This is a genomic window from Streptomyces sp. NRRL F-5123, assembly GCF_000721495.1.
In the GTDB taxonomy this organism is placed as follows: Bacteria; Actinomycetota; Actinomycetes; order Streptomycetales; family Streptomycetaceae; genus Actinacidiphila.
Genome location: NZ_JOHY01000008.1, coordinates 307,703 through 331,896 on the forward strand (window position 1 = coordinate 307,703; position 24,194 = coordinate 331,896).

Annotated in this window: 22 protein-coding genes; 20 read left to right on the forward strand and 2 right to left on the reverse strand. The window is 73.3% G+C overall.

Features of this window, described 5'->3' with window-relative positions:
• Positions 1–111: 111 nt before the first annotated feature.
• Entirely contained in the window at positions 112–966 is an 855-nt protein-coding gene (locus IH54_RS0110985; protein WP_031515352.1) for a peptidylprolyl isomerase, read from the reverse strand.
• A gap of 363 nt (positions 967–1,329) precedes the next feature.
• Between IH54_RS0110985 and IH54_RS0110990 the strand changes: the two genes are divergently transcribed.
• From IH54_RS0110990 to rpsD, 5 genes are all read left to right on the forward strand, one after another.
• Entirely contained in the window at positions 1,330–2,043 is a 714-nt protein-coding gene (locus tag IH54_RS0110990) for an MBL fold metallo-hydrolase (protein ID WP_031515354.1), read from the forward strand.
• A gap of 11 nt (positions 2,044–2,054) precedes the next feature.
• Positions 2,055–3,317, forward strand: coding sequence for a histidine--tRNA ligase (gene hisS, locus IH54_RS0110995; protein ID WP_031515356.1), 1,263 nt, complete (start codon positions 2,055–2,057; stop codon positions 3,315–3,317).
• Positions 3,318–3,419: 102 nt separating this feature from the next.
• Positions 3,420–4,079 carry a vitamin K epoxide reductase family protein gene (locus tag IH54_RS0111000; RefSeq protein WP_031515358.1) on the forward strand — a complete coding sequence of 220 codons (660 nt, stop codon included), beginning with the start codon at positions 3,420–3,422 and terminating at the stop codon, positions 4,077–4,079.
• Between the two features lie 78 nt (positions 4,080–4,157).
• Positions 4,158–5,519: a replication-associated recombination protein A gene (locus IH54_RS0111005; protein ID WP_031515360.1), complete on the forward strand. Its 1,362-nt coding sequence runs from the start codon at positions 4,158–4,160 to the stop codon at positions 5,517–5,519.
• Positions 5,520–5,787: 268 nt separating this feature from the next.
• Positions 5,788–6,402, forward strand: a complete 615-nt coding sequence (gene rpsD, locus IH54_RS0111010) for a 30S ribosomal protein S4 (RefSeq protein WP_031515362.1) — start codon at positions 5,788–5,790, stop codon at positions 6,400–6,402.
• 20 nt (positions 6,403–6,422) lie between these two features.
• On the opposite strand, the gene IH54_RS0111015 is transcribed toward rpsD, so the two are convergent.
• Positions 6,423–8,573 carry an ATP-binding protein gene (locus IH54_RS0111015; RefSeq protein WP_052397284.1) on the reverse strand — a complete coding sequence of 717 codons (2,151 nt, stop codon included), beginning with the start codon at positions 8,571–8,573 and terminating at the stop codon, positions 6,423–6,425.
• A 309-nt stretch (positions 8,574–8,882) separates the two neighbouring features.
• Between IH54_RS0111015 and IH54_RS0111020 the strand changes: the two genes are divergently transcribed.
• The 15 genes from IH54_RS0111020 (at position 8,883) to IH54_RS0111090 (ending at position 23,978) form a co-directional block, all read left to right on the forward strand.
• A complete protein-coding gene (locus tag IH54_RS0111020; RefSeq protein WP_031515366.1) occupies positions 8,883–9,299 on the forward strand; it encodes a DUF948 domain-containing protein in 417 nt (138 codons plus the stop codon).
• A gap of 5 nt (positions 9,300–9,304) precedes the next feature.
• Positions 9,305–9,643 carry a DUF6167 family protein gene (locus IH54_RS0111025; RefSeq protein WP_031515369.1) on the forward strand — a complete coding sequence of 113 codons (339 nt, stop codon included), beginning with the start codon at positions 9,305–9,307 and terminating at the stop codon, positions 9,641–9,643.
• Positions 9,643–12,312 (forward strand): alanine--tRNA ligase, encoded by a 2,670-nt coding sequence (gene alaS / locus IH54_RS0111030; RefSeq protein ID WP_031515371.1) that lies wholly within the window; start codon positions 9,643–9,645, stop codon positions 12,310–12,312. The genes IH54_RS0111025 and alaS overlap by 1 nt, the downstream gene beginning before the upstream one ends.
• Before the next feature lie 2 nt (positions 12,313–12,314).
• A complete protein-coding gene (gene ruvX, locus IH54_RS0111035; protein WP_234343445.1) occupies positions 12,315–12,821 on the forward strand; it encodes a Holliday junction resolvase RuvX in 507 nt (168 codons plus the stop codon).
• Between the two features lie 101 nt (positions 12,822–12,922).
• Positions 12,923–14,824 (forward strand): endolytic transglycosylase MltG, encoded by a 1,902-nt coding sequence (gene mltG / locus IH54_RS0111040; RefSeq protein ID WP_031515375.1) that lies wholly within the window; start codon positions 12,923–12,925, stop codon positions 14,822–14,824.
• Between the two features lie 31 nt (positions 14,825–14,855).
• Entirely contained in the window at positions 14,856–15,701 is an 846-nt protein-coding gene (locus tag IH54_RS0111045) for a shikimate dehydrogenase (RefSeq protein ID WP_031515376.1), read from the forward strand.
• Positions 15,702–15,802: 101 nt separating this feature from the next.
• Entirely contained in the window at positions 15,803–16,987 is a 1,185-nt protein-coding gene (aroC, locus tag IH54_RS0111050) for a chorismate synthase (RefSeq protein ID WP_031515377.1), read from the forward strand.
• Positions 16,984–17,523 carry a shikimate kinase gene (locus IH54_RS0111055; RefSeq protein ID WP_031515378.1) on the forward strand — a complete coding sequence of 180 codons (540 nt, stop codon included), beginning with the start codon at positions 16,984–16,986 and terminating at the stop codon, positions 17,521–17,523. The genes aroC and IH54_RS0111055 overlap by 4 nt, the downstream gene beginning before the upstream one ends.
• A complete protein-coding gene (gene aroB, locus IH54_RS0111060; RefSeq protein ID WP_052397285.1) occupies positions 17,520–18,638 on the forward strand; it encodes a 3-dehydroquinate synthase in 1,119 nt (372 codons plus the stop codon). Before IH54_RS0111055 ends, aroB begins: the two co-directional genes overlap by 4 nt.
• The gene (gene aroQ / locus IH54_RS0111065) at positions 18,635–19,075 is read left to right on the forward strand and encodes a type II 3-dehydroquinate dehydratase (RefSeq protein ID WP_031515382.1); all 441 of its coding nucleotides are present in this window, start codon (positions 18,635–18,637) and stop codon (positions 19,073–19,075) included. The genes aroB and aroQ overlap by 4 nt, the downstream gene beginning before the upstream one ends.
• Before the next feature lie 218 nt (positions 19,076–19,293).
• A complete protein-coding gene (locus tag IH54_RS0111070; RefSeq protein WP_078862096.1) occupies positions 19,294–20,145 on the forward strand; it encodes an AAA family ATPase in 852 nt (283 codons plus the stop codon).
• Positions 20,146–20,231: 86 nt separating this feature from the next.
• The gene (locus IH54_RS0111075; RefSeq protein WP_031515386.1) at positions 20,232–21,365 is read left to right on the forward strand and encodes a M24 family metallopeptidase; all 1,134 of its coding nucleotides are present in this window, start codon (positions 20,232–20,234) and stop codon (positions 21,363–21,365) included.
• 54 nt (positions 21,366–21,419) lie between these two features.
• A complete protein-coding gene (gene efp / locus IH54_RS0111080) occupies positions 21,420–21,986 on the forward strand; it encodes an elongation factor P (RefSeq protein WP_031515388.1) in 567 nt (188 codons plus the stop codon).
• A 2-nt stretch (positions 21,987–21,988) separates the two neighbouring features.
• Positions 21,989–22,414 (forward strand): transcription antitermination factor NusB, encoded by a 426-nt coding sequence (nusB, locus tag IH54_RS0111085; protein WP_031515390.1) that lies wholly within the window; start codon positions 21,989–21,991, stop codon positions 22,412–22,414.
• A gap of 106 nt (positions 22,415–22,520) precedes the next feature.
• Entirely contained in the window at positions 22,521–23,978 is a 1,458-nt protein-coding gene (locus IH54_RS0111090) for a pyridoxal phosphate-dependent decarboxylase family protein (RefSeq protein ID WP_031515392.1), read from the forward strand.
• Positions 23,979–24,194 lie beyond the last annotated feature (216 nt).

Genomic DNA, 24,194 nt, shown 5'->3' on the forward strand with positions numbered 1-24,194 from the left:
TCCCCCGGCGCAATCCCCGGGTGAATCTCCGGCCGGGCTGTGCGCACGGACCGGTCCAACGCCAACATAGGCGACCATCGCCCCGGCTGTCCGCATCCGGTGCGGCGGGAATCAGGATTTGCCGACGGTCGCCTTGTTGATGACGACGGTGGCGTTCGGCGCCCCGTCGCCCTGCCCGCCGCTGTTCTCACCGGCGCCGGCGATCTTGTCCAGCACCTTGAGGCCGTCGGCGCTCAGGGTGCCGAACGGAGTGTAGTTGGGCTGCAGCGGGCTGTCCTTGTAGACCAGGAAGAACTGGCTCCCGCCGGTGTTCGGGCCGCTGTTGGCCATCGCCACGGTCCCGGCCGGGTACGTGACCGCGCCGGTCGAGTCGGCCTTGCCGAACGCCGTCAGGTTCTCGTCCGGGATCGAGTAGCCCGGGCCGCCGCTGCCGGAGGCCGTCGGGTCGCCGCACTGCAGCACGTAGATGCCCGCGCTGGTGAGCCGGTGGCAGCGGGTGTGGTCGAAGAAGCCCTTGTCGGCGAGGAACTTGAAGGAGTTCACCGTCTCCGGCGCCTTCGCCGCGTCCAGCGAGATCGGCATCGTGCCGCACGTGGTGTCGAGGGTGAAGGTGTACTTCGCGCTCTTGTCGATCGCCATCTTCGGCTTCGACTTCCAGGTGGTGGTGCCCGGGTTGCCCGCCGCGGGCTTCTCGCAGGGGTCGGCCGCCGCGGTGGGCGCCGCGGAAGCGCTGCCCGACGCGCTCGGAGTGCTGGACGCGCCCGCGGCGTCGTCCTTCTTCTTCGAGCTGCCGTCGAAGGCCCCCGCCGCCCACGCCCCGCCGGTGCCCGCGAGCGCGACCACCACGACCGCCGCGATCCCCGCGGTGCGCCGGCGCGCCCTGCGCTGGTGATCCACCCTGCGATTCTGCTGCCGCTCGAACTTCTCCCGGGCGAGCTGCCGCCGCCGCTGATCCTTGGTGACCACTTCGCCTGCTCCCGGTCGCTGGGCCGGACATGCCGGCCGCCTCGTGTACGCGTGTGTGCTCTTGCGTCTGTCTGGGGTCTGTCTGGGTAAGTCTGGTGCGGTTTGCTGTGTATCTGCTGGGGCGTGCACCCGGCCCGCAGAGGCATTCTGCCGCAGGCCGTGTGAGCTGTGCTTTTGCTGTGGGTCCACAGAGCGGGCGCGAACCCGTACGAGGGTGTGTCCGCAGATCTTCGCGTCCCGCGGCGGGTCGAGTCCAGTCCGCAAACACGCCGATGCGCGCCCGATACGAGTTCGCGACCGCGATGTTCTCGCCGGTAGGCTCGTGAGCTGCCGACACCGCCCGCGGACGACAGAAGGACGAACGTGCTCATTGCCGGGTTCCCCGCCGGGGCCTGGGGGACCAACTGCTACGTGGTCGCCCCCGCCGCAGGCGAGGAGTGCGTGATCATCGACCCGGGCCACCTCGCGGCCCAGGGCGTCGAGGACATGCTCGCCAGACACCGCCTCAAGCCCGTCGCCGTCGTCCTCAGCCACGGCCACATCGACCACGTCGCCTCGGTCGTCCCGGTGTGCGGCGCGCACGGCGTACCGGCGTATCTGCACCCTGCGGACCGCTACATGCTCACCGACCCGGAGAAGGCGCTCGGCCGCAGCATCGGCGCCGCGCTCATGGGGGAGCTGACCGTCGGCGAGCCCGACGACCTGCGGGAGCTCACCGACGGCGGCACGCTGTCGCTGGCCGGACTGGAGTTCTCCGTCGCGCACGCGCCCGGCCATACCAAGGGGTCGGTGACCTACCGGCTGCCGGAGGCCGCGGACGTCCCGTCCGTGCTGTTCTCCGGCGACCTGCTGTTCGCCGGCTCCGTCGGACGCACCGACCTGCCCGGGGGCTCCACGCCCGAGCTGTACGAGTCGCTGGCCCGCGTGTGCCTGCCGCTCGACGACTCCACCGTGGTGCTGTCGGGGCACGGCCCCCAGACGACCATCGGCCGCGAGCGCGCCACCAACCCGTACCTGGGCGAGGTGGCCCGCGGCCAGGGAGCCCCTGACACGGCGGCTCCCCGACGAGGATTGTGACGACTGCTGACGTGAGCACCATCCAGGCCCCCAAGGGCACCTACGACCTGCTGCCGCCCGATTCGGCGGTCTACCTCGCGGTGCGCGAGGCCATCGCGGCACCGGCCCGCCGAGCCGGCTACGGCTACGTCGAGACCCCCGGCTTCGAACACGTGGAGCTGTTCTCCCGCGGGGTCGGCGAGTCCACCGACATCGTGACCAAGGAGATGTACACCCTCACCACCAAGGGCGGCACCGAGCTGGCACTGCGCCCCGAGGGCACCGCCTCGGTGCTGCGCGCGGCGCTGGAGGCCAACCTGCACAAGGCGGGCAACCTGCCGGTCAAGCTCTGGTACTCGGGCTCCTACTACCGCTACGAGCGCCCGCAGGCCGGGCGCTACCGGCACTTCTCGCAGGTCGGCGCCGAGGCGATCGGCGCCGAGGACCCGATGCTGGACGCCGAGCTGGTCATCCTGGCCACGGACGCCTACCGGGCGCTCGGCCTGCGCGAGGTGCGGCTGCTGCTGAATTCGCTCGGCGACCGCGAGTGCCGCCCCGTCTACCGCGCCGCGCTCCAGGAGTTCCTGCGCGGGCTCGACCTGGACGAGGACACCCGCCGCCGGATCGAGATCAACCCGCTGCGGGTGCTGGACGACAAGCGCGAGTCCGTGCAGCGCCAGCTCGCCGGCGCGCCGAAGATCTCCGACCACCTGTGCGAGGCGTGCAAGGCCTACCACGAGCAGGTCCGCGAGCTGCTGGACGCGGCCGGCGTGGCCTACGAGGACGACCCGAGGCTGGTGCGCGGCCTGGACTACTACACCCGCACCACCTTCGAGTTCGTGCACGACGCGCTCGGCTCGCAGTCCGCGGTCGGCGGCGGCGGCCGCTACGACGGCCTGTCGGAGATGCTCGGCGGCCCCGCGCTGCCGTCCGTCGGCTGGGCACTCGGCGTGGACCGCACGGTGCTCGCGCTGCGCGCCGAGGGCGTGGAACTGCCCCTGCCCCGGGCCACCGACGTCTACGCGGTGCCGCTCGGCGAGGAGGCCCGGCGGGTCCTCTTCGGCGCCGTGACGCAGCTGCGCAGGGAAGGGGTCGCGGCGGACTTCGCCTACGGCGGCAAGGGCGTGAAGAACGCCATGAAGTCGGCCAACCGCTCCGGCGCCCGTTTCGCGCTCGTCGCGGGCGACCGGGACCTCGCCGACGGGGTGGCCCAGCTGAAGGACCTGGACAGCGGCGAGCAGGTCGCGGTGCCGCTCGACGCGATCGCCGCCGCGGTCAAGGAGAGGCTGGCGTAAACCGCTCCTTCGTGTACCAGGGCGGCGCAGGCTTATTCCCTCCTGACCGCTCTGGTGCACAATGAGTGTGCCCGCCCCCACGGATCTGAGAGATCGGCGACCATGACGACTTCCGCCCTGGACGAGACGCGTACCTCCGGAGAGAGCGCACCACGCCCGGCCGCCGAAGGCATCGTCGCGGGCAAGGCGTTCACCTGGCTGCTGGTGATCTGCGGCGCGCTGGGCCTGCTGGCCTCGTTCGTCATCACCGACGACAAGTTCAAGCTGCTCCAGGCCAAGGTCGAGGGTAAGTCGTACACCCCGGGATGCAGCCTCAACCCGATCATCTCCTGCGGCAGCGTGATGGAGAGCGACCAGGCGCACGTCTTCGGCTTCCAGAACCCGATCATCGGCCTGGTGGCCTTCCCGGTGCTGATCACCCTGGCCGTGGGCATGTTGGCGGGCGCCCGCTACAAGGCCTGGTTCTGGTACGGGCTGCAGGCCGGCGGACTGTTCGGCGTGTGCTTCATCAGCTGGCTCCAGTACCAGACGATCTACAACATCAGCGCCATCTGCCTGTGGTGCTGCCTGGCCTGGATCGTGACCATCGCCACCTTCTGGTACACGGCGGTGCACAACATCAAGCACGGCCTGTACAAGGTGCCGGCCAAGGCGAAGGCGCTGGTGCTGGAGTTCCACTGGGTCGTGCCGGTGCTGTGGTACGGCATCATCGCGATGCTGATCCTGGTGCACTTCTGGTACTACTGGAAGACCGTCATCTGATCTTGGTCCGGGCTGCCCGCGGGCGGCTCCGGCCGCCGGGGATCCCGGCTGTCAGTGCCGTGACCTAGGCTTCAGGACGTGGAGCCAGACCTTTTCACCGCCGCCGCCGAGGAACGCCGGGAACGCGACCCGGGCGCCAGCCCGCTCGCCGTGCGGATGCGCCCGCGCACCCTGGACGAGGTCGTCGGGCAGCAGCATCTGCTGCGGCCCGGATCACCGCTGCGGCGCCTGGTGGGGGAGAGCGGCGGCGGCCCGGCCGGGCCCTCGTCGGTGATCCTGTGGGGCCCGCCCGGCATCGGCAAGACGACGCTGGCGTACGTGGTGAGCAAGGCCACCAACAAGCGCTTCGTGGAGCTTTCGGCGATCACCGCGGGCGTCAAGGAGGTCCGCGCGGTCATCGAGAGCGCCAAGCGGCAGTCCGGCGGCTTCCAGCGCGAGACGGTGCTCTTCCTCGACGAGATCCACCGCTTCAGCAAGGCCCAGCAGGACTCACTGCTGCCCGCCGTGGAGAACCGCTGGGTCACGCTCATCGCGGCCACCACCGAGAATCCCTACTTCTCGGTGATCTCCCCGCTGCTGTCCCGCTCGCTGCTGCTCACCCTGGAGCCGCTCACCGACGACGACGTGCGCGGTGTGCTGCGCCGTGCGCTCGCCGCCGAGCAGGGCCTCGCGGGCGCGGTGGCCCTGCCTGAGGACACCGAGGACCACCTGCTGCGGATCGCCGGCGGTGACGCCCGCCGGGCGCTCACGGCGCTGGAGGCGGCCGCGGGCGCGGCGCTCGCCAAGGGCGAGGACACCATCACGCTCGCCACCCTGGAGCAGACCGTCGACCGCGCCGCGGTCGCGTACGACCGGGACGGCGACCAGCACTACGACGTGGCCAGCGCCCTCATCAAGTCGATCCGCGGCTCGGACGTGGACGCCGCGCTGCACTACCTGGCCCGGATGATCGAGGCGGGCGAGGACCCGCGCTTCATCGCCCGGCGGCTGATGATCTCGGCGAGCGAGGACATCGGACTCGCCGACGCGACCGCGCTGCCCACCGCCGTCGCCGCGGCGCAGGCGGTCGCGATGATCGGCTTCCCCGAGGCGTCGCTGATCCTGTCGCACGCCACCATCGCGCTTGCGCTGGCGCCCAAGTCCAACGCGGCGACCACCGCGATCGGCGCGGCGCTCGCCGACGTCAAGGCGGGCAAGGCGGGTCCCGTCCCGGCCCATCTGCGCGACGGCCACTACAAGGGCGCGGCGAAACTCGGCCACGCGCAGGGCTACGTCTACCCGCACGACGTGCCCGGCGCCGTCGCCGCCCAGCAGTACCTGCCGGACGTGCTCGCCGGGCGCCACTACTACGAGCCGACGCGTTACGGGGCGGAGGCCCGCTACGCCGACGTCCTGGAGTGGGTGCGCGGCCGGCTGGAGGGCAAGGGCGGCGGCGAGTAGCCGCGTGCGCCGGGCCGGGCCGTGATCTGCGGCACAGCCGGGCACGGCGGCCGGGGCGGCGGGAATCGGCCGCTCCCGGGCCGGGTTACGCTCGAACGGAGTGCGCGCGCCGTACGGCCGGCAGGCCGCCGGGCGCTCCTTCCTCTTCGGGACGCGGCTGACCGCGCCGCGGCCGTCGCCGGCCGCCGTGCGGGGTTCCCGGGTCGAAACCTGCGCACTCCTTCAGTTAAGGTAAGCCTTACCTAATTTCGATGGAGGTTCGACGCACGTGAACCAGTCGCGTCCCAAGGTCAAGAAGTCCAGGGCACTGGGCATCGCGCTGACCCCGAAGGCGGTCAAGTACTTCGAGGCCCGCCCCTACCCGCCGGGCGAGCACGGCCGCGGTCGCAAGCAGAACAGCGACTACAAGACGCGGCTGCTGGAGAAGCAGCGGCTGCGCGCCCAGTACGACATCAGCGAGCGGCAGATGCAGCGCGCCTACGACGCCGCGAAGAAGGTCGCCGGGCTGCGCACCGGTGAGGCGCTGATCATCGAGCTGGAGCGGCGCCTCGACGCGCTCGTGCTGCGTGCGGGCCTGGCCCGCACCATCTACCAGGCCCGCCAGATGGTCGTGCACGGCCACATCGAGGTCAACGGCCGCAAGGTCGACAAGCCGTCCTTCCGGGTCCGCCCCGACGACGTCGTCCAGGTCCGCGAGCGCTCCCGTGAGAAGACGCCCTTCCTGGTCGCCCGCGAAGGCGGCTGGGCCGGCGAGGGCGAGACCCCGCGCTACCTCCAGGTCAACCTGCAGGCGCTCGCCTTCCGGCTGGACCGCGACCCCAACCGCAAGGAGATCCCGGTCATCTGCGACGAGCAGCTGGTCGTGGAGTACTACGCCCGCTGAGCCCGCCCCGGGCCCGCAGCTCAGCCCGCCGTCTCGGGAGAGGCGGCGGGCTCGTGCGTACGGGGGGCGGGCGGGCGCGCCGCACCGCGCTTGTCCTGCTGCCCCGCGCCGGCCTGCGGACGGTTCAGCGCCCGGTGCGCCGCCGCGTCCAGGCCCAGCAGAGCGCCCTCGCCGAGCGCCGCCGCATAGGCCGCGTCGCCCAGCGCCGCCCGCACCCGCTGCTCGCACACCGCGTGCGGGGCGTTGAAATACCGCGAGCCGAACAGCCGCAGGCCCACCGACTCCCACAGCCGCCGCGCCGCACCCTGCAGCACCGCCGCCTCGTACGGCGCCCCCTCGCCCTCGGTGATGAGCGCCAGCAGCTCCAGCGCGAGCACCGTCCCGACCAGGTCGTCGAAGCTGTGGTCGATCGCCAGCGCCTCCTCGGCGAGCCGCCGCGCCCGGTCCGGCCGCCCGTCCAGCCAGGCCGCGTACCCCAGCACGTACAGCGCGTACGCCTGCGTCCACCGCTCCCCGTGGTCCCGGCAGATGTCCCGGACCTCCTCCACCAGGCCCACCGCCTTGGCGACATCGCCCTGGAAGGCGACCGACATCGCCAGTTCGACCTGCGCCATCAGCACGTTGCTGTTCAGCTCGCCGATGCTGCGGTAGCGCAGCAGCGCGTCGCCGATGAAGAGCTCGGCGCGCGGCATGTCGTCCGAGACCAGCGCCAGGCAGCCGAGCCGGTGCACGGCGTACGCCTCCGCGGTCGCGTTGCCCGCCGCGACCGCCTGGTCGCGGCAGTCCTGGAGCACCGCCAGCGCCGCGGCCGAATCGCCCTGGAGCAGGGCGACATAGCCGTACACCCACATCGCCTTCGCACGCGCCTCGGTCGGCTCCGCCGACACCTCCAGCGCCCGGTCCAGCCAGTGCCGCCCCTCCGCGAGCCGCCCGCAGCCCACCCAGCAGAACCACAGCGTGCCCGCCAGGTACTGGCCGACCGCCGGGTCCTCCGGCGGCTCGCCCGGCAGCCCGTCGAAGCTGAACTCCAGGGCCAGCCGCAGGTTCGGCAGGTCGGCCGCGACGCGCTCGGCCACCTCCGACTGCCGCGGGCTGAACCAGTCCAGCTCGCACCAGGTGGCCAGGCCCAGGTACCAGTCGCGGTGCCGGCGCCGCACCCGCGGCTCGTCGCCCAGCGCCGCGAGCCACCCGGCGCCGTACTCGCGCACGCTCTCCAGCATCCGGTAGCGCACCCGGCCCGCGCGGTCCTCCTCGCGGCTCAGCACCGACTGCGCCACCAGCGCCGCGACCGCCTCCACCACGTCCTCCTCGGCGAGCCCGGTGCCCGCGCACACGTACTCCGCGGCGTCCAGGTCGAAGTGACCGGCGAAGACCGACAGCCGCGCCCACAGCAGCCGCTGCGCCGGGCTGCACAGCTCGTGGCTCCAGCCGATCGCGGTGCGCAGCGCCCGGTGCCGCTCCGGCGCGCTCGGGTCGCCGCCGGTCAGCAGCCGGAAGCGGTCGTCGAGCCGGTCGACCAGCTGCTCCACCGACAGCGCGCGCAGCCGTACCGCCGCGAGCTCCAGCGCCAGCGGCAGGCCGTCCAGCCGGGTGCACAGCTCGGTGACGGCCGCGATGTTCGCGGCGGTCACGGCGAAGCCGGGCAGTACGGCGGCGGCCCGGTCGGCGAACAGCCGCACCGCCTCCGAGCCGGCCGGCAGCGGCTCGAGAGGCAGCAGCCGCTCGCCCGTCACGCCCAGCGCCCGGCGGCCCGCCGCCAGCACCCGCAGCCCCGGGGCGCGCCGCAGCAGCTCGCCCACCAGATCCGCGCAGCCGTCCGCGAGGCGGTCGAAGCCGTCGAGGACGAGCAGCGCCTCCCGGTCGGCCAGGTGCTCGGCGAGCGCGACGCGCGGCCCCCGGCTGGTGTGGTCCGGCAGCCGCAGCGCCTCGGCGAGCGTGAGCTCCAGCAGCTCCGCGGCGGGGAGCGCGGCGAGATCGGCGAGGAAGACGCCGTCGGTGAAACGGTCCTGCAGAGCAGCGGCCGCGCGCAGCGCGAGGCGGGTCTTGCCGACGCCGCCCGCGCCGGTCACCGTCACCAGCCGTTCCGCTCCGCGGAGGGCGGCCGTGACCCGCTCCAGGTCGGCCGCGCGGCCGACGAACCGGGTCAGCTCCGCCGGGAGGTTCGTCCTCATGACTGACGGAGCGTACCCGCATGCTTCCGCTCCGTACAACGGCGCCTCGGGCTGCGCCCGGCGGTGAGGGCCGCGCCCCGGGGGTGCCGCTTGCGCCAGGTTCCGCGACCCTCCCGCCGTCGTGGCCGCGCGCGCTGTTCTCCCCCAGGCTCCGCCTGGGGGAGAACAGCGCGCGCAACCCGCCACCCACCGCAAGATCCCGCCACCGGCGGAACCCGGCACCCGGGGGGTAAAGCGGTGCGGGGCCAGGCTCGCGGAGCGGTAAGGTCAGGAGTCACTGACCTGGGGACGAGAGGAAGGCGCGGCAAGGTGTCCGGTGGAGAAGTGGCCGGCGTGGCCGGCCTGATCGTGGCGGTGTTCTGGGCGATCCTCGTGTCGTTCCTGGCCGTCGCGCTGGCGCGGCTCGCCCGCACGCTGCGGAGCACCACCGAGCTGGTGGCCGGCATCACGGAGCAGGCCGTTCCGCTGCTCGGCGAGGCCTCGGACGCGCTGCGCGCGGCGAACGCGCAACTGGACCGGGTCGACACGATCACCGCGGACGTGGCCGAGGTGACGGCCAACGCCTCCGCGCTCTCCTCCACTGTCGCCAGCACCTTCGGCGGCCCCCTGGTGAAGGTCGCGGCCTTCGGCTACGGGGTGCGGCGGGCGGTCGGGCGGCAGGCCCGGGCCGGCGCCGACGTACCGGCCGCAAGGCGGCGCGGACGCCGCAACCGCTCGAAGGACTGAGGCCCATGTTCCGCCGTCTGTTCTGGTTCCTGACCGGTGCCGCCACCGGTGTGTGGGCCACCAGGAAGGTCAGCCGCGCGCTGCGCCGGCTGAGCCCCGACAGCCTCGCCGCGACCGCCGCGGACCGCGCGCTGGAGACCGGCGCGCGGCTGCGCGAGTTCGCCGCCGACGTCAGGTCGGGGATGGCGCAGCGCGAGGGAGAGCTGCAGGACGCGCTGGGCCTGACCGGCGGCGAGCCCGACGGGGCCGCCCGCCGCCCCGCACCGCGGGAACTGGACACCGACCTCCCGGCACCGCGCCGGGGCATCACGTACAACACGTACGACCGGAAGGACGAACACTGATGGAGTCGGCAGAAATCCGCCGCCGCTGGCTGCGCTTCTTCGAGGAGCGCGGGCACACCGTTGTGCCGTCGGCGTCCCTCATCGCCGACGACCCGACGCTGCTGCTGGTCCCGGCGGGCATGGTCCCCTTCAAGCCGTACTTCCTCGGCGAGGTCAAGCCGCCCTTCGCGCGCGCCACCAGCGTGCAGAAGTGCGTCCGCACCCCGGACATCGAGGAGGTCGGCAAGACCACCCGGCACGGCACGTTCTTCCAGATGTGCGGCAACTTCTCCTTCGGCGACTACTTCAAGGAAGGCGCCATCCGCTACGCCTGGGAGCTGCTCACCGAGCCCCTGGACAAGGGCGGTTACGGCCTGGAGCCGGAGAAGCTCTGGATCACCGTCTACGAGGAGGACGACGAGGCCGAGCAGATCTGGCGGGACGTCATCGGCGTCCCCGCCGAGCGCATCCAGCGGCTCGGCAAGGGCCCGAACTTCTGGTCCATGGGCGTGCCCGGCCCGTGCGGTCCGTGCTCGGAGATCAACTACGACCGCGGCCCGGAGTTCGGCGTCGAGGGCGGTCCTGCCGTCAACGACGAGCGCTACGTGGAGATCTGGAACCTGGTCTTCATGCAGTACGAGCGCGGCGCGGGCGAGGGCAAGGAGGACTTCCCGATCCTCGGCGACCTGCCCGCCAAGAACATCGACACCGGCCTCGGCCTGGAACGCCTCGCGATGATCCTGCAGGGCGTGCACAACATGTACGAGACCGACACCCTGCGGGTCGTGATCGACAAGGCCACCGAGCTGACCGGCGTGGCCTACGGCCGCTCGCACGACACCGACGTGGCGCTGCGCGTGGTCGCCGACCACATGCGCACCTCCGTCATGCTCATCGGCGACGGCGTGACCCCGGGCAACGAGGGCCGCGGCTACGTGCTGCGCCGCATCATGCGACGCGCCATCCGCAACATGCGGCTGCTGGGCGCCCACGACGCCGTGGTGGCCGAGCTGCTGGACGCCGTCATCGGCATGATGGGCCAGCAGTACCCGGAGCTTGTCACCGACCGGAGGCGCATCGAGACCGTCGCGCTCGCCGAGGAGGCCGCGTTCCTCAAGACGCTCAAGGCCGGCACCAACATCCTCGACACCGCCGTGACCGAGACCAAGGCCTCGGGCGGCACGGTGCTCGCCGGCGACCAGGCCTTCCTGCTGCACGACACATGGGGCTTCCCGATCGACCTCACCCTGGAGATGGCCGCCGAGCAGGGGCTGTCCGTGGACGAGGACGGCTTCCGGCGGCTCATGAAGCAGCAGCGCGACCGCGCCAAGGCCGACGCCCGCGCCAAGAAGACCGGCCACGCCGACCTGTCCGCCTACCGCGAGGTGGCCGACCGCACCGGCGGCACCGAGTTCACCGGCTACGCGGCCGACCAGAACGAGGCCACGGTCGTCGGCCTGCTGGTCGACGGCCTGCCGTCGCCCGCCGCCACCGAGGGCGACGAGGTCGAGGTCGTCCTGGACCGCACCCCGTTCTACGCCGAGGGCGGCGGCCAGCTCGCCGACACCGGGCGGATCCGGATCGAGGGCGGCGCCGTCGTCGAGGTCCGGGACGTGCAGCAGCCCGTGCCCGGCGTCAGTGTGCACAAGGGCGTCGTCCAGGTCGGCGAGGTCACCGTCGGCGCATCCGCGCTGGCCCAGATCGACCTGGTGCGCCGGCGGGCCATCGCCCGCGCCCACAGCGCCACCCACCTGACCCACCAGGCGCTGCGCGACGCCCTCGGCCCCACCGCCGCCCAGGCCGGCTCGGAGAACTCGCCCGGCCGCTTCCGCTTCGACTTCGGCTCGCCCACGGCCGTGCCCGGCACGGTGCTCACCGACGTCGAGCAGAAGATCAACGAGGTGCTGGCCCGCGAACTCGACGTCACCGCCGAGATCCTGCCGATCGCCGAGGCCAAGCGGCAGGGCGCCATCGCCGAGTTCGGCGAGAAGTACGGCGAGCAGGTGCGCGTGGTCACCATCGGCGACTACTCCAAGGAGCTGTGCGGCGGCACGCACGTCGGCAACACCGCCCAGCTCGGGCTGGTCAAGCTGCTCGGCGAGGCCTCCATCGGCTCCGGCGTGCGCCGGGTCGAGGCCCTGGTGGGCGTGGACGCGTACAACTTCCTGGCCCGCGAGCACACCGTGGTCGCCCAGCTGACCGAGCTGGTCAAGGGCCGCCCGGAGGAGCTGCCCGACAAGATCGCCGGGATGCTCGGCCGGCTCAAGGACGCCGAGAAGGAGATCGAGCGCTTCCGCGCCGAGAAGGTCCTCCAGGCCGCCGCCGGGCTCGCCGAGGGCGCCGAGGACGTCAAGGGCGTCGCCCTGGTCACCGGCGCGGTGCCCGAGGGCACCGGCGCCGACGACCTGCGCAAGCTGGTGCTGGACGTACGGCAGCGCGTCACCGGCGGCCGCCCGGCCGTCGTGGCCCTCTTCACCGTGGCAGGCGGCCGCCCGCTGACCGTCATCGCCACCAACGAGGCCGCCCGCGAGCGCGGCGTCAAGGCCGGTGAGCTGGTGCGCGCCGCCGCCAAGACGCTCGGCGGCGGTGGCGGCGGCAAGGACGACGTGGCCCAGGGCGGCGGCCAGAACCCGGCGGCCGTGCCGGAGGCCGTGGAGGCCGTGCGGCGGCTCGTCGCCGAGAAGGCGTGAGCGTGCACGACGCAGCGGACGGCGCCGAGCCGCCGCGCCCCGCCCTGCGGCGTGGCCGGCGGCTCGGCGTCGACGTCGGGGACGCCAGGATCGGGGTCGCCTCGTGCGACCCGGACGGCATCCTGGCCACCCCGGTCGAGACGGTGCCGGGCCGGGACGTGCCCGCCGCGCTGCGCAGGCTGGCGCAGATCACGGCGGAGTACGAACCGATCGAGGTCGTCATCGGGCTTCCGCGGTCACTCAACGGAACCGAGGGGCCGGCCGCGGCCAAGGTGCGGGCCTTCGCGCAGGGTGTGGCGAAAATCATCAGCCCCGTGCCGGTGCGGCTGGTGGACGAGCGGATGACCACCGTCACCGCCACACAGGGCCTGCGCGCGTCGGGCGTCAGGTCGAAGAAGGGACGCTCCGTAGTCGATCAGGCAGCCGCGGTCATCATCCTGCAGAGCGCCCTGGAAGCCGAACGGCTGTCGGGTAAAGCTCCCGGGGAGAGCATCCAATCCTCTGTCTGATCGCGATACGGTAACGTTCCGCGCGACACGGCGGCGCCTCATGGCGCCGCCCGTTTCGCAAGGTCGGCAGGCCCGATGCCGGCCGCGTACCAAGGGGACCGATGACTGACTATGGCCGGGGCTCCGGCTCCGAACCGTGGGACCCGGACGATCCGCTGTTCGGCGACTCGTACAACCGGGGTCAGGGGTACCAGCAGCAGCCGCAGGGACAGTACGGCGGCGACTGGCAGGACCCCTACGCCACGGGCCAACCCCAGCAGCAGTACCCGCAGCAGGGCACCGGCCAGTACCCGCAAGCGCCCCAGCAGCAGTACGGGCAGCAGCAGGGCTACCCGCAGCAGCAGGGCCACACCGGCCAGTACCCGCAGGCCGGCTACCCGCAGCAGAGCGGCTACGACACCGGCTCGCACGGCACGTACGACACGGGGAGCCAGGGCGCGTACGACACCGGCTCGCACGGCACGTACGACACGGGGAGCCACGGCACGTACGACACCGGCAGCCACGGCACGTACGACACCGGCTCGCACCAGACCGGGAGCTACGGCACGCCGGAGGCGTACGGCCGCGGCCCGCAGGCCCCGTACGGCCACCCGCAGCAGCAGAGCGGCTACTACGACCAGGGCACCGGCCAGTACCCGCAGTCACAGTTCCGGCAACCCCAGCAGCCCGGCCCCGGCGGTCAGCAGGGCATGGGCGCCCCCGGCCAGGGCCAGGCTCCCGGCCCCGGGCAGGGCCGTGTGCAGCAGCCCCCGCCCGGTACCCGGCCGCAGGAGCCGCACACCACTCCGCTGAGCAGCGGCCCGGCCGCCACCGACTGGGACGCCGACGAGGACAAGGGCCCGCGCGAGCACAACTTCTTCGCCAACCGCGACGACGACGACGATGACGACGACGCCCCGGCGAGCGCCGGCCGCCGCGCCGGCCGCGACCAGCAGGGCGGCCGCAAGCGCCGCAGCGGCTGCGCGTGCTTCGTCGTCGCGCTCGTACTCGTCGGCGGGCTCGCCGGCGGCGGCTACTACGGCTACGGCTTCTACCAGGACCACTTCGGCCCGGCCCCCGACTACTCCGGCCAGGGCACCGGCTCGGTGCAGGTCACCATCCCCAAGGGCGCGACCCTGACCACCATGGGCAACCTGCTCAAGCAGGCCGGCGTGGTCAAGAGCGTCGAGGCCTTCACCACCGCGGCCAACAAGAACCCCAAGGGCACGAGCATCCAGGCCGGCGTCTATTCGCTCAACAAGCAGATGTCGGCGGACGCGGCCGTCGCGATGATGCTCGACCCCAAGTCGCAGGACGCCCTGATCATCGCCGAGGGCATGCGCGACAAGCAGATCTACGCGGCGATAGACACCAAGCTCGGCCTCAAGGCCGGCACCACCGAGGGCGTCGCCAAGGCCCAGTACAAGACCTTCGGCCTGCCCGACTGGGCCGTCGTCGGGCACAACGTGAAGGACCCGCTGGAGGGCTTCCTCTTCCCGATGAAGTACAGCGTCGCCAAGGGCATGAAGCCCGAGGTCCTGCTCAAGCAGATGGTCGCCCAGGCGAACGCCGAGTACTCGCAGCTGGACCTCGCGGGCGAGGCCAAGAAGCACCACCTGTCCGGCCCGTACCAGTTCCTCACCGTCGCCAGCCTGGTGCAGGCCGAGGGCAAGACGGACGACGACTTCCGCAAGATGGCCAAGGTCATCTACAACCGGCTGGACCCGGCGAACAAGCAGGGCACCAACGGCCTGCTGCAGTTCGACTCGACGTACAACTACGTCAAGAACCGCAGCCAGGAGAAGATCTCCAACGAGGAGATCCTCTCGCTGAAGGACAAGTACAACACCTACGTCTACAAGGGCCTCCCGCCCGGACCCATCGGCAACCCGGGCCTCGACGCGCTCAAGGCCGCGATGAACCCCGACTCGGGCCCCTGGTACTTCTTCATCTCCAAGGACGGCAAGACCACCGAGTTCACCGAGACCCGCTCGGAATTCGAGAAGATCAAGAACAGCTAGCAGCCACCAGCGAAGACGGGCGACGACCCCAGTGAACCCCACCGCACCCTCCGGCGGCGCCCGCCGCGCCGCCGTGCTCGGCTCGCCGATCGCCCACTCGCTGTCCCCGGCGCTGCACCGCGCCGCGTACGCCGCGATGGGCCTCGGCGGCTGGCGCTACGACCGCTTCGAGGTCGACGAGGCCGCCCTCCCGGCCTTCCTCGGCGGCCTCGACCCGGCCGAGTGGGCGGGGCTGTCGCTGACCATGCCGCTCAAGCGGGCCGTGATCCCGCTGCTCGACGGGATCACGCCCACCGCCGCGTCCGTCGAGGCCGTCAACACCGTGGTGTTCGGCCCCGACGGGCGGCGCGGCGACAACACCGACATCCCCGGGCTGCTCGCCGCCCTGTACGAGCGCGGCATCACCACGGTGCCCTCCGCCGCCGTCCTCGGCGCAGGTGCCACCGCGTCCTCGGCGCTCGCCGCGCTCTCGCGCATCTGCACCGGCGAGGTCACCGCGTACGTCCGAAGCGCCGCCCGCGCCGCCGAGATGCGGCAGTGGGGCGAGCGGCTCGGCGTGGCCGTACGCACCGCCGGGTGGGACGGCGCGGCCGCGGCGTTCGACGCCCCGCTGGTGATCGCCACCACGCCCGCGGGCGCCGCCGACCACCTCGCCGACGCCGTGCCCCAGGAGCCGGGCGCGCTCTTCGACGTCCTCTACCACCCCTGGCCCACCCCGCTGGCCGCCGCCTGGTCCGCCCGCGGCGGCACCGTGCTCGGCGGTCTCGACCTGCTCGTCCACCAGGCCGTCCTGCAGATCGAGCAGTACACCGGGCACACCGGCATACCCGTGGACGCCATGCGCGCGGCGGGCGAGGCGGCTCTCGGCGGCGGCTGAGCGCCGAGCCCCGTCCCGCACCCTGGACGCCCGTCCGGGCCGCGCCGCGAAACGTGGGAGGATCGGGGCGAGAACGGCAGGGCTTTGTCGAGGGAGCACCGTTGAGCAGGTTGCGCTGGCTGACCGCGGGGGAATCGCACGGCCCCGCACTCGTGGCGACACTGGAAGGGCTGCCCTCCGGGGTACCCGTCACCACCGAGCTGGTGGCCGACGCACTGGCGCGGCGGCGGCTCGGCTACGGCCGCGGCGCCCGTATGAAGTTCGAGCGGGACGAGGTGACCTTCCTCGGCGGCGTACGCCACGGCCGCACCATGGGCAGCCCGGTCGCCGTCATGGTCGGCAACACCGAGTGGCCCAAGTGGGAACAGGTCATGGCGGCCGACCCGGTCGACCCCGAGATCCTCGCGGGGCTGGCCCGCAACGCCCCGCTGACCCGGCCCCGGCCCGGCCACGCCGACCTCGCGGGGATGCAGAAGTACGACCTGGACGAGGCCCGGCCGGTCCTGGAGCGCGCCAGCGCCCGTGAGACCGCGGCCCGTGTCGCGCTCGGCGCCGTCGCCCGCTCCTACCTCAAGGAGACCACCGGCATCGAGATCGTCTCGCACGTCGTCGAACTCGCCGCCGCCAAGGCCCCGTACGGGGTGGTGCCGGTGCCGGCGGACGAGGCCCGGCTCGACGAGGACCCGGTGCGCTGCCTCGACGCCGACGCGAGCAAGCGGATGGTCGCCGAGATCGACCAGGCCCACAAGGACGGCGACACCCTCGGCGGCGTCGTCGAGGTGCTGGCCTACGGGGTGCCCGTCGGCCTCGGCTCGCACGTCCACTGGGACCGCCGGCTCGACGCCCGGCTCGCCGCCGCCCTCATGGGCATCCAGGCCATCAAGGGAGTCGAGGTCGGCGACGGCTTCGACCTCGCCCGCGTCCCCGGCTCGCAGGCGCACGACGAGATCGTGCCCGGCCCCGACGGCATCCGCCGCAGCTCCGGCCGCTCCGGCGGCACCGAGGGCGGCATCAGCACCGGCGAGCTGCTGCGGGTGCGCGCCGCGATGAAGCCCATCGCGACCGTGCCGCGCGCGCTCGCCACCGTCGACGTCGCCACCGGCGAACCCGCGCAGGCCCACCACCAGCGCTCCGACGTGTGCGCGGTGCCCGCCGCCGGCATCGTCGCCGAGGCCATGGTCGCCCTCGTGCTCGCCGACGCCGTCGCCGAGAAGTTCGGCGGCGACTCCGTCGCGCAGACGCGGCGCAACGTCCAGGACTACCTCGACCACCTGGTCGTACGGTGACGGCGCCGGCCGCGGGCACAGCCGGGCCCCCTGCCGTCGTGCTGGTCGGCCCGCCCGGCGCGGGCAAGTCCACCACGGGCCGCATCCTCGCCGAACGGCTCGGCGTCGGCTTCCGCGACACCGACGCCGACATCGAGGCGACCGCGGGCAAGCCGATCCCGGACATCTTCATCGACCACGGCGAGCCGCACTTCCGCGCGCTGGAGAGCGCCGCCGTCCGCGACGCGCTGGCCGGCCACGGCGGAGTCCTCGCGCTCGGCGGCGGCGCCGTCATGGACGCCGGCACCCGCGCCCTGCTCGACGGTCTGCCGGTGATCTTCCTCGATGTCGGCCTGCACTCCGCCGTCCACCGCGTCGGGCTCGACGCCCCACGCCCGCTGCTCGCCGTCAACCCGCGGCAGCGGTGGCGGGAGCTGATGGAGGCGCGCCGCCCGCTCTACACCGAAGTCGCCCGGGCCGTCGTCCCCACCGACGACCGCACCCCCGAGGACGTGGCCGACACCGTCCTCGACGCACTCCAGCTGAAGGACGCATGAGCGACACGCCCGAGACCGCCTCCGCCACCGCGCCCCCGGTCCGCATCACCGTCGCCGGGACCGCCGGCACCGACCCGTACGACGTGCTCATCGGTCACCAGCTGCTCGGCGAACTCCCCGGCCTCATCGGGCCGAAGGCCAGGCGGGTGGCCGTCGTGCACCCCGAGGCGCTGGCCGGCACCGGCGAGGCCGTCCGCGACGACCTCGCCGAGCAGGGCTACGAGGCCGTCGCCGTCCAGGTGCCCAACGCCGAGGAGGCCAAGACCGCCGAGGTCGCCGCCTACTGCTGGAAGGCCCTGGGCCAGAGCGGCTTCACCCGCACCGACGTCATCGTCGGCGTCGGCGGCGGCGCCACCACCGACCTCGCGGGCTTCGTCGCCGCGAGCTGGCTGCGCGGGGTGCGCTGGATCGCCGTTCCCACCACGGTGCTCGGCATGGTCGACGCGGCCGTCGGCGGCAAGACCGGCATCAACACGGCCGAGGGCAAGAACCTCGTGGGCGCCTTCCACCCGCCCGCCGGTGTCCTGTGCGACCTCGCCGCCCTCGACTCGCTGCCCGCCAACGACTACGTCAGCGGCCTCGCCGAGATCATCAAGGCCGGCTTCATCGCCGACCCGGTCATCCTCGACCTCATCGAGGCCGACCCCGAGGGCGCCCGCAGCCCCGGCTACGCCCACACCGCCGAGCTGGTCGAACGCGCCATCCGCGTCAAGGCCGGCGTCGTCTCCAGCGACCTCAGGGAATCCGGCCTGCGGGAGATCCTCAACTACGGCCACACGCTCGCCCACGCCATCGAGAAGAACGAGCGCTACCGCTGGCGGCACGGCGCCGCCGTCTCGGTCGGCATGGTCTTCGCCGCCGAACTCGGCCGCCTCGCCGGCCGCCTCGACGACGCCACCGCCGACCGGCACCGCGCCGTCCTCGGCGCGGTCGGCCTGCCGCTCACCTACCGGGGCGACCAGTGGCCGCGGCTGCTGGAGACCATGAAGGTCGACAAGAAGTCCCGCGGCGACCTGCTGCGCTTCATCGTCCTCGACGGCCTCGCCAAGCCGACCGTCCTCGAAGGCCCCGACCCCGCGGTCCTGCTCGCCGCCTACGGGGAGGTGTCCGCGTGACCCGCCCGGTCCTCGTCCTGAACGGCCCCAACCTCGGCCGCCTCGGCTCCCGCGAGCCCGACGTCTACGGCTCCACCTCCTACGCCGGCCTCGTCGAGCGCTGCACGGCCTTCGGGGCGAAGCTCGACTTCGCCGTCGAGGTCCGCGAGACCAACGACGAGGGCGAGCTCATCCGCTGGCTGCACGAGGCGGCCGACGGGCAGGTGCCCGTCGTCCTCAACCCCGGTGCGTTCACGCACTACTCGTACGGCCTGCGCGACGCCGCGGCGCAGCGCACCGCGCCGCTCGTCGAGGTCCACATCTCCAACCCCTACGCCCGCGAGGCCTTCCGCCACGAGTCCGTGATCGCCCCGGTGGCCACCGGCACGATCGCCGGCTTCGGCCTCACCTCCTACCTCCTGGCCCTCCAGGCCCTCGCCGACCTCCCCACCGAGTAGGGCGTCAGGGGCGCGTGGGGGCACCTCCCGGGCGAAGCCCGGGGGAGAACCGCGCGCGCAGCCCACCACAGTCCGGTGGTCCGGTACGGACCGAACTGCCCCTTCGGGTCGGTGAAGGCCCGCGCGCGGGTGGGGGCTGAGCGCGCAGTTCCACGCGCCCCTGATGGTTGCCCGGCGCGGCAGCGCCAAGCCCTCCCGCGCCCGGGAGAAGCGCCGCCCTGCGCAGAGGGCAGCCCCCGAAAGCCCGCCCGGCGAGGGCAGGGCACCGGGGAGGTTTCCCGGGCGTTCACCAAACGAAGCACGGGAACGGTACCGTTCCATGTCAACCCGCGCGGCAGCGCACACCGCACGAGATGGAGTCGGCCGACATGCAGCACGCTGTGGGGGCGCCGCAGCCCGGCGGAGGCCCGACGCCCCCGGCCGTGAGCGTCACCGGGCACTTCCCGCTGCCCCCGGCGGCCCCGGTGCAGGCGCCCGTGCCGGACGGCAACGGCTCGCTGGGCGGCGCCGCCCACGGCCCGGTGGCCGTCCTGCTGATCGGCGCCGCGGGCGCCGGGAAGACGACCATCGCGCGGCACTGGGCGGACAACCGCGGCGCCCCGACCGCGCACATCAGCCTCGACGACGTCCGCGAGTGGGTGAGGGCCGGGTTCGCCGACCCGCAGGCGGGCTGGAACGAGCACTCCGAGGCGCAGTACCGGCTGGCGCGGCGCACCTGCGGTTTCGCGGCGCGCAATTTCCTGGCCAACGGAGTGTCCTGCATCATCGACGACGCCGTCTTCCCCGACCGCCCGGCGGTCGGCCTCGGCGGCTGGAAGCGGCACGTGGGGCCCGGCCTCGTCCCCGTGGTGCTCCTCCCGGGCCTGGACGTCGTCCTGACCCGCAACGCCGAGCGCTCCGGCAACCGCCGGCTCTCCGACGAGGAGGTCGCCCGTATCCACGGGCGGATGGCCGGCTGGTACGGATCGGGCCTGCCGATCATCGACAACTCCCACCTCGACGTCGCGGCGGCGGCCGCGGCCCTCGACCGCGTAGTGCTGCGCAGCTTGCAGGGCCCCCCTACCTGGTGAAGCCGTCCCCGCACACAGGGCAGGGCCCGGCTCCGCAAGGCGGCGGAAAAGGGGCGGCGGTCGGCACGCCGACTTAAGCTCGCCGCATGGCGGAGGTGCATGGGACCCGGCGGGACCGGCTGCGCGAGCGATGCGCCGCGGCAGGCGCGGCCGCCGCGCTGATCACCCGACCGGCGAACGTCCGGTATCTGACCGGCTGCGCGCCACCCGGCTCCGCGCTGCTGGTCGGGCCGGGCGCCGAGGACACCCTCGTCCACCTGCGGCCGCCGCCGGACGACGACGGCGCGGCCGCCGGCCCGCGGGGCGGTGGGGAGCAGCCCCCGGAGGACCTGCGGGCGACCGTGCTGCCCTCGCCGGACGGTGACGCCGCCGTGGCCGCGGCCACGCTCGCCCGCGAGCAGCACGCGGGGTCGCTCGCCGTCGAGGAGCACCACCTCACCGTGGCGCGCCACCGCGCCATCCGCTCGGTCGCGAACGGCATGCCGATGTCCGACCTCGGCGGAGCCGTGGAGCAGCTGCGGCTGGTCAAGGACGAGCACGAGATCGCCGCGCTGCGGATCGCCGCGGAGATCGCCGACCAGGCGCTCGGCGAGCTGCTGGAATCGATCCTGGTGGGCCGCACCGAGCGGCACCTCGCGCTGGAGCTGGAGCGCCGGCTCGTCGACCACGGGGCCGACAGCGCGGCCTTCCCCACCTCCGTGGGCACCGGACCGAACAGCGGCACGGCCCGGCACGTCCCCACGGACCGGCGGGTCGAGGAGGGCGACTTCCTCACCGTGCGGCTCGGCGCGTGCTACCGCGGCTACCGCTGCGAGGTGGGCCGCACATTCGTGATCGGCACGGCCCCGGCGGGCTGGCAGATCGACCTGTACGACCTGGTCTTCAACGCCCAGCGGGCCGGCCGGGAGGCCCTGGCACCGGGTGTGGCCTGCCGGGACGTCGACCGGGTGGCCCGGCAGCCGCTGGTCGCGGCGGGGCACGGCGACGGTGCCGCGCAGTGGTCCGGGCACGGGGTGGGCCTGGAAATCGACGAGGACCCTCAGTTGTCACCTGCGGCCATGGGTAAACTGGACGCTTGCGTGCCGGTCACCGTCGAGCCGGGGGTCCACCTTCCGGGTCGCGGCGGGGTCCGTATCGACGACACACTCGTCGTACGCCCCGCGGCGGACGGCGGGCCCGAGCTACTCACCATCACGACCAAGGAACTCCTCGCCCTGTGACGGGCAGGGGGTGTCCGCGGTCCCCGAAGCAGCACATTCAGGAGATCCGCAACCGTGGCCACCACGAACGACCTCAAGAACGGCCTCGTGCTCAAGCTGGACAGCGGTCAGCTCTGGACCGTAGTCGAGTTCCAGCACGTCAAGCCCGGCAAGGGCCCCGCCTTCGTGCGCACCAAGCTGAAGCACGTGCTCTCCGGGAAGGTCGTCGACAAGACCTTCAACGCGGGTGTGAAGGTCGAGACCGCCAACGTCGACAAGCGCGGCATGCAGTTCTCCTACAAGGACGGCACCGACTTCGTCTTCATGGACACCGAGACCTACGACCAGATCACCATCACCCCCGAGGTCGTCGGCGACGCCGCCAACTACCTGCTGGAGGGCTTCGACGCCACCGTGGCGATGTACGAGGGCTCGCCGCTGTACGTCGAGCTGCCCGCGGCCGTCGAGCTGGTCATCGAGTACACCGAGCCGGGCGTCCAGGGCGACCGCTCGACGGGCGGCTCCAAGCCGGCCCGGCTGGAGACCGGCTACGAGATCGGTGTCCCGCTCTTCATCACCACGGGTGAGAAGGTCAAGGTCGACACCCGTACGGGCGACTACCTCGGCCGGGTGAACAGCTAACCGTGGCCGCACGGAACAAGGCCCGCAAGCGCGCCTTCCAGATTCTTTTCGAGGCGGAGCAGCGGGAGGCCGACCCGGTGACCGTGATGGCCGACTGGATCCGGCTCGCCCGGACCGACGACCGGCAGCCGCAGGTCACCGAGTACACGATGCAGCTGGTCGAGGGCTACGCGGCGCACGCCGGGCCGATCGACGAGCTGCTGTCGCGGCACGCCGTTGGCTGGACGCTGGACCGGATGCCGGTCGTCGACCGCAACGTGCTGCGGCTCGGCGCCTACGAGCTGATCTGGGAGGACGACGTCCCGGACGCGGTGGTGCTGGACGAGGCGGTGGAGCTCGCCAAGGAGTTCTCCACGGACGAGTCGCCGTCCTTCGTCAACGGCCTGCTCGGCAAGCTCATGGAGCTCAAGCCGACCCTGCCGCGCTAGCCGCGGGCTCCCGCTCGCACCCCTGACCAGGCCCGACAGCAGAAGGTGAACAATATTCTGCTTCGGGCCTGGTGCATGCCGCACACCGTGGCCTAGATTCCCGCGCATGGACGAAGCGGCGGGCCCCGGCGGCGACGACACGATCCTGGCCCACCTGGAGCGGCTGCGGGCCGCCGACCTGCCCGTGCGCGGCGGCCGCACCATGGCCTACGTGTACGACGCGGGGCTCGCCGGCCTCGACGAGCTGGCGGCCCGCGCGCACGCCGCGTACGCGGGCGTCAACGGGCTGGACATGACCGCCTTCCCCAGCGTCGTCGCGCTGGAGAACGACGTCGTCCGGCAGGCCGCCCGGCTACTGGGCGGCGGCCCCGCCACCGCGGGCACCTTCACCAGCGGCGGCACCGAGAGCTGCCTGCTCGCGGTGCTCACCGCCCGCGAGCACGCCGCCCGCACCCGCGGGGTCACCGCGCCCGAGATCGTGCTCCCGCAGACCGCGCACGCCGCCTTCCACAAGGCCGCCGCGCTCTTCGGGCTGACCCCCGTCACCGTCCCCGTCGACCCGGGCACCTTCCGGGCCGACCCGGGTGCCACGGCCGCCGCCCTCACCGACCGCACCGCCCTGGTCGTCGTGTCCGCGCCCTCGTACGCGCACGGGGTGGTCGACCCGGTACCCGCCGTCGCGGCGGCCGCCGCCGAGCGCGGGGTGCTCTGCCACGTCGACGCCTGCATCGGCGGCTGGTACCTCGGCCACCGGCGGCTCGCGGGGGAGATCCCCCCGCCCCCGCCGTTCGACCTGGCCGTGCCCGGCGTCACCTCGCTGTCCGTCGACCTGCACAAGTACGGCTACACGCCCAAGGGCGCCTCCGTCCTGCTCTTCCGCGACGCCGAGCTGCGCCGCCACGGCTGGTTCGCGCACGCCTCCTGGCCCGGTTACCCGGTCGTCAACGCCACCCTCCAGGGCACCAAGTCCGCCGGGCCGCTCGCCGCCGCGTGGGCGGTGCTGCGGAAGGTCGGCACCGCCGGGTACACCGACCTCGCCCGCCGGGTGGACGGGGCGACCCGGCGGCTCACCGAGGGCATCGGGCGGATCGAGGGCCTGCGTGTGCTGGGCGCTCCGGACGCCTCCCTCGTCGCGGTGGCCGCCGCCGAGGAGGGGCCGGACCCCTTCGTCGTCGCCGACGAGATGCGGCTGCGCGGCTGGTACCTCCAGCCGCAGCCCGCCTTCGGCCCGTCACCGGCGAACGTGCACCTGACCGTGACCGCGGCCGTCGCGGACCCGGCCCGTATCGACGAGCTGCTCGCCGAGCTGGCCGCCGCGGCAGGCCGGGCCCGCGCGCTGGGGCCCGCGACCGCCGACCCCGCCGTTGCCGAGGCCGCGGCCGGGCTCGACCCCGCGGCGCTCGGGCCCGACGAGGTCGCTTTCGCGCTCGACGTCGCCGGCGTCGGCGCGGACGGAGCGCTGCCGGAGCGGATGGCGCCGGTGCTCGCCGTACTCCAGGCGCTGCCCGCGCCGCTGACAGAGCGTCTGCTGCCCGAGGTCGTCGCCCGGCTCTACACCGCCTGAGCGGCGCCCGCGGAAAACCCGGTGCCCGCCGCACTTGCGTCGCGCTACGCTCACGCCCGGAATCGCGCGCCGGCCTCCACGAGGGGCGCGCCCGCTGACGAACGAGGGGAGACCGGCCGTGCGTACCACTGCTGTCATCCCCGCGTCGCGGCACCGGGTGATCCTGGTGTCCTCGTGCCTCCGGCGCCGGCTGCGCGGCCGGCCCCGGACCCCCTG

What these genes read in the sequence shown, in the direction of transcription:
- IH54_RS0111000 (WP_031515358.1), top strand. Translation starts at nt 3,420, where the DNA reads ATGACGACTTCCGCCCTGGACGAGACGCGTACCTCCGGAGAGAGCGCA.
- IH54_RS0111015 (WP_052397284.1), bottom strand. Translation starts at nt 8,573, where the DNA reads ATGAGGACGAACCTCCCGGCGGAGCTGACCCGGTTCGTCGGCCGCGCG.
- IH54_RS0111025 (WP_031515369.1), top strand. Translation starts at nt 9,305, where the DNA reads ATGTTCCGCCGTCTGTTCTGGTTCCTGACCGGTGCCGCCACCGGTGTG.
- alaS (WP_031515371.1), top strand. Translation starts at nt 9,643, where the DNA reads ATGGAGTCGGCAGAAATCCGCCGCCGCTGGCTGCGCTTCTTCGAGGAG.
- mltG (WP_031515375.1), top strand. Translation starts at nt 12,923, where the DNA reads ATGACTGACTATGGCCGGGGCTCCGGCTCCGAACCGTGGGACCCGGAC.
- aroB (WP_052397285.1), top strand. Translation starts at nt 17,520, where the DNA reads ATGAGCGACACGCCCGAGACCGCCTCCGCCACCGCGCCCCCGGTCCGC.
- IH54_RS0111075 (WP_031515386.1), top strand. Translation starts at nt 20,232, where the DNA reads ATGGCGGAGGTGCATGGGACCCGGCGGGACCGGCTGCGCGAGCGATGC.
- IH54_RS0111090 (WP_031515392.1), top strand. Translation starts at nt 22,521, where the DNA reads ATGGACGAAGCGGCGGGCCCCGGCGGCGACGACACGATCCTGGCCCAC.